The sequence below is a fragment of the Duganella sp. BJB1802 genome, assembly GCF_013369445.1.
Taxonomy (GTDB): Bacteria; Pseudomonadota; Gammaproteobacteria; order Burkholderiales; family Burkholderiaceae_D; genus Rugamonas; species Rugamonas vulcania_A.
In genome coordinates this window covers 1-4,534 of record NZ_JABWEF010000043.1, presented here as the reverse complement: position 1 = coordinate 4,534, position 4,534 = coordinate 1, and the positions used below count along the sequence as shown (strand labels likewise).

The following is a 4,534-nucleotide window of genomic DNA, read 5'->3' as shown; positions in this document are numbered from 1 at the left end:
CGGGCCCGCTGGGGCGGGCGCGGCGGCCGGCTCCGGAGCGGCCTCCGGCTTGGATTTCAGAAACGATAAGAAGCCCACTTGCTCACCCTCCATCACCCACTGTCTGAGCCGATCATACAACGAAAATCCCGGCGAAAAGCACTTGCCACAGAAAAATTCATTTCCAGCCGAACAAGCAGCGGCGTGCCTATCCTGCAAGCTTGTCGCTATAATCCCTGCCACCCTTCCCCACTGAAAGCGCGCCCATGAGCCACACCCCGCCCACCGACCTGACCTGTCCCGCCGTCGCCACCAGCCGGGGCGGACCGGCCCTGTCGCGCATCGTGGCCGGCATGTGGCGCATGAACGAATGGAAGATGACGCCGCAGCAGCGCGTGGGCTTCATCGAGCAATGCCTGGCCATGGGCGTGAGCAGCTTCGACCATGCCGACATCTACGGCGGCTACGGCGTCGAGGCGCTGTTCGGCGAGGCGCTGGCGCTGCAGCCGTCGCTGCGCGCGCGCATGCAGCTGGTGAGCAAGTGCGGCATCAAGCTGGTGACCCCGGCGCGGCCGGCGCACACCATCCAGCACTACGACACCAGCGCCGGCCACATCATCGCCTCGGCCGAGCACTCGCTGCGCCAGCTGCGCACCGACCACCTGGACCTGCTGCTGATCCACCGCCCCGATCCGCTGATGGATTTCGACGAGATCGCCGGCGCCTTCGAGCGCCTGCGCGCGGACGGCAAGGTCAAGCATTTCGGCGTGTCCAATTTCAGCCGCCACCAGTTCGAGTGCCTGCACCGCCGCATTCCGCTGGCGACCAACCAGGTGGAGTTCTCGCCGCTGCACGTGGCGCCGATGTTCGACCAGACCTTCGACGGCCTGCAGGACCTGGGCGTGGCGCCGATGATCTGGTCGGCGCTGGCCGGCGGCCGACTGTTCAGCCGCGACGACGCCGACGGCGAACGCGTGCGGGCCGCCATCCAGCAGGTGGCCGACGCGCTGGATCGCCCGTTCGGCAGCGTGGTGTATGCGTGGATCATGCAGCTGCCGAGCCGGCCGCTGCCGTTGACCGGCTCGGGCCGCATCGAGGCGGTGGCCGAGGCGGTGCAGGCCACCCAGTTCAGCCTGAGCCGCGAGCAGTGGTTCGCCATCCTGCGCGCCGCGCGCGGCCACGAGGTGGCGTAGGCGTCAGTCCGGGTAGACCAGCGGCGGCGCGATGCCGCGCCAGCCGCGCTTCCACGCCAAGTTCAGCGCCAGCGTGGCGGTGATGTAGACCGCGAAGAACAGCGCGAAGTACAGGGTGCGCAGCCAGGCCAGCAGGCCCAGGTTCACCAGCAGCAGCACCAGCGCGCCCATGCTTTTCTTTTGCTTGGAACTGGGGAAGCGCACGGTCGTCACCATCAGCCCGCCCACCACGAACAGCAGCGCGACGATCAGGCCGCCATGCGGCACGGAGGCCGCCGGGTCCGGCCAGGCCACCACCACCGAGGCCACGCAGGCCGCGCCCGCCGTGCTCGGCATGCCGACGAAGTAGCGCGGATCGGTGCGGCCGACATTGACGTTGAAGCGCGCCAGGCGCAGCGCGCCGCAGGCCACAAAAAAGAAACTGGCGATGCCGCCCACGCGCAGCAGCTGCGGATGCTCCACGCCCAGCTGCACGAAGCCGTAGCAGTACAGCAGCAGCGCCGGCGCGCAGCCGAAGTTCATCATGTCGGCCAGGGAGTCGAGCTGCATGCCGAAGGCGGACGAGGTGTTGGTGGCGCGCGCCACCAGGCCGTCGAGCGCGTCGAACACGCCGGCCAGCACCAGCAGCACGGCGGCCAGGCGGTAGTCGTGGGCGGAGCCGACCATGGCGTTGTCGACCGAGATGACGATGCTGCCGAAACCGCAGGCGATCGACATCAGCGTGACCATGCTGGGCAGGGCGAATTTGGCGCGCTGCACGCGCGCATGGTGTAATGGCTTCAAATTGGAGGCAATCAAAAAAGTTCCGCGTGGTTCGCTGCGGGCGGCAAAGCGGCAAGCTTACCATTTTAACAGCGCGTCCTCCTGGCTCATACCGGATGCTGCCCAACCGAAATCTGACATAGAATTGGACCAGCCAGCCGCAGGCCGGCGGCCCACCGCACAGGAGTTTTCATGGCTACTCACCGACGACGCAGCGCCCTCATCCTTCCAGCCCTGCTGCTCGCCATGCTGCTGTCCGCCTGCGGCGGCGGCGGTGGCGGCGCCAGCACCGCCGCCACCGGCACCCCGCCCGACCTGAGCCAGTCGCCGGGCGCGCCCGCCTTTACCGGCAACACCGCGCTGGACGGGTTCAACTGGATCAACTACCGGCGCGCCCAGCTCGGCCTGTCCACGCTGGCGCGCAACGCCCGCATCGACGCCGCCGCCCAGGGCCATTCCGACTACCAGCGCCTGAACAACACCGTCACCCACGAACAGACGCCCGGCCTGCCCGGCTTCACCGGCGCCACGCTGCTCGACCGCCTGACCAACGCCGGCTACCAGGCCACCAAACCGTACGCCATCGGCGAAGTCATCTCCGCCACCGGCAACGCCTCCGGCTTCTACCAGGCCGAGGAACTGATCACCGCGATCTACCACCGCTTCGTGATGTTCGAGCCGGTGTTCAAGGAAGTCGGCACGGGCGCGGCGACCACCAGCGCCAACTACACCTACTTCACCGCCGACCTGACCGCCGTGGCCGGCTATGGCGCCGGCCTGGGCGTGGGCCGCATCGTCAACTACCCGGCCGCCAACCAGACCGGCGTGCCGACCAACTTCTTCAGCGACAGCGAATCGCCCGACCCGGTGCCCAACCAGAACGAGGTCGGCTATCCGATCAGCGTGCACTCGGACACCATCCGCGACGGCGTCGGCATCACCGTGCAAAGCTTCACGGTGGCGCCGCGCGGCGGCGCCGCGCTCAGCGTGCGCCTGCTCAGCCACGCCACCGACAGCAACACCGGCGAGACCGTGGCCGCCATCATCCCGCTGGCGCCGCTCAAGGGCGGCACGGTCTACGACGTCAGCTTCAGCGGCCTGGCGGCCGGCGTGCCGGTCACCCGCAGCTGGTCCTTCACCACGCGATGAACCCGGCCGACGACGAGGTGCTGCACGTGGCCGCCGGCCTGCACCAGCTGATGGGCGACTACACGCTGTACCTGCACATCCTGCGCAGCTTCCGCCAGCGCTACCGCGGCGCGGCGGCCGAGGCCGGCGCGGCGCTGGCCGCCGGCGAGCGCGACCGCGCGCTGGTCATCGTCCACACGCTCAAGGGCGCGGCCGGCATGATCGGCGCGCAGCAGGTGGCGCGGCTGGCGGGGGCGCTGGAGGCGGCCGGCGGCGACGCGCCGCTGGCGCCGCTGGCGCAGGCGCTGGAGCGTTTATTGGAGGAGACCGGCGCGCTGCTGGCGGCCGAGACGCCGCGCGAGGTGCCGCCCGCGCCCGCGCGGCCGGCGCCGGGCGCGCGCGCGCTGGTGCGGCAGCTGGCGCGCCTGCTCGACGAGGGCGACGGCGCGGCGATCGATGTGCTGGAACAGTCGGCCACGGCGCTGGCGGCCGGGCTGGGCGTGGCGGTGTTCGAACAGGTGACGGCGGCGGCCCACCAGTTCGATTTCGAGACGGCGCTGGCGCGCCTGCGGGCCGGCGCGCCCTGAAGTCAGCGGGTGTATTCCTTTTCCTCGTCGAAGGCGTCGGCGCACTCCTTGTCGCAGAAGCGGCGCACATTGTCTAACGGTTTGTCGCAGTACCAGCAGGCGCCCTTGGGGGGCAGGCTGTGGCGGGTGCGGGCGGCGGCCGTGGCCGCCGTGACGGGCGGCGCGGCGCCGGCGCCGTCGTCCGGTACGCTCTCTTGTGTCGGTTCCACGATCGCCTCCTTTCCAGGCAAAGCACAGGTCAACGTTGCAAGATTACTTCAGCGGAATATCCCACGCATGAGAATTCTCAACCAACCCATGATAGCAGGTTCGGCGTGGCCGCCTCATGCGTCGAAACGCCAAAAAACGACGCCGCGTGGACCCGCCGCGCTCCCCGCCGAGTGAGGAAATATTTTTTAATTGAAAAGTCGTCCATGATAGTGAGTTCAACTGGCAACATCGCTCCGCGATTCGGCACGGCCGGCGTTGGCAGCGGCGGCCGGAATCCTTACAATCGTCCCATCCCTCCGCCGATCCGACGCCGCCGATAAACCGCCCGCCCATGACACCCGCGCCCGTCCCGCCCCGGCCCCACGCTCCCGGCGTGCGCGCCAGCCTGGCGCTGCTGGTGCTGGCCTGCGTGCTGCCGGTGGCCATGGTGGCCGCCATCCTGATCGTCAACTTCTACCACCGGGAGCGCGCCCAGCTGATCGACAACACCGTGGCGCGCGCCCACGCCATCATCGCCGCCACCGACCGCGACATCGCGGCCACCCAGCTGGCCCTGCGGATCCTGAGCACCTCCACCCTGCTGCACGACGGCGACCTGGCCGGCTTCCACCGGCGCGCCGCCGGCCTGGTCGGGCAGCTCGGCGCCAACAGCATCGTGCTGCTCGACACCGACGG

5 protein-coding genes and 1 pseudogene are annotated in these 4,534 nt (G+C 69.4%); 4 read left to right on the top strand and 2 right to left on the bottom strand.

All coding sequences use genetic code 11. The annotated features are described in order from the left end of the window. Positions 1-245 precede the first annotated feature (245 nt). Positions 246-1,172, top strand: a complete 927-nt coding sequence (locus HUX88_RS31715) for an aldo/keto reductase family oxidoreductase (RefSeq protein ID WP_176364358.1) — start codon at positions 246-248, stop codon at positions 1,170-1,172. Between the two features lie 3 nt (positions 1,173-1,175). Here HUX88_RS31715 and pssA read toward each other — a convergent pair whose 3' ends face one another. Then, complete coding sequence (gene pssA / locus HUX88_RS31710; protein WP_176364359.1) at positions 1,176-1,931, bottom strand: CDP-diacylglycerol--serine O-phosphatidyltransferase; 756 nt, start codon at positions 1,929-1,931, stop codon at positions 1,176-1,178. Between the two features lie 195 nt (positions 1,932-2,126). On the opposite strand from pssA, the gene HUX88_RS31705 reads away from it, so the two are divergent. Both HUX88_RS31705 and HUX88_RS31700 read left to right on the top strand, forming a co-directional pair. Next, a complete protein-coding gene (locus HUX88_RS31705) occupies positions 2,127-3,083 on the top strand; it encodes a CAP domain-containing protein (RefSeq protein ID WP_176364357.1) in 957 nt (318 codons plus the stop codon). Beyond that, positions 3,080-3,649 carry an Hpt domain-containing protein gene (locus HUX88_RS31700; protein WP_176364356.1) on the top strand — a complete coding sequence of 190 codons (570 nt, stop codon included), beginning with the start codon at positions 3,080-3,082 and terminating at the stop codon, positions 3,647-3,649. Before HUX88_RS31705 ends, HUX88_RS31700 begins: the two co-directional genes overlap by 4 nt. 2 nt (positions 3,650-3,651) lie before the next feature. On the opposite strand, the gene HUX88_RS31695 is transcribed toward HUX88_RS31700, so the two are convergent. Then, positions 3,652-3,858 (bottom strand): hypothetical protein, encoded by a 207-nt coding sequence (locus HUX88_RS31695; protein WP_117015741.1) that lies wholly within the window; start codon positions 3,856-3,858, stop codon positions 3,652-3,654. 332 nt (positions 3,859-4,190) lie between these two features. On the opposite strand from HUX88_RS31695, the pseudogene HUX88_RS31690 reads away from it, so the two are divergent. Next, positions 4,191-4,534, top strand: a pseudogene (locus tag HUX88_RS31690) (PAS domain-containing sensor histidine kinase); the annotation flags it as partial.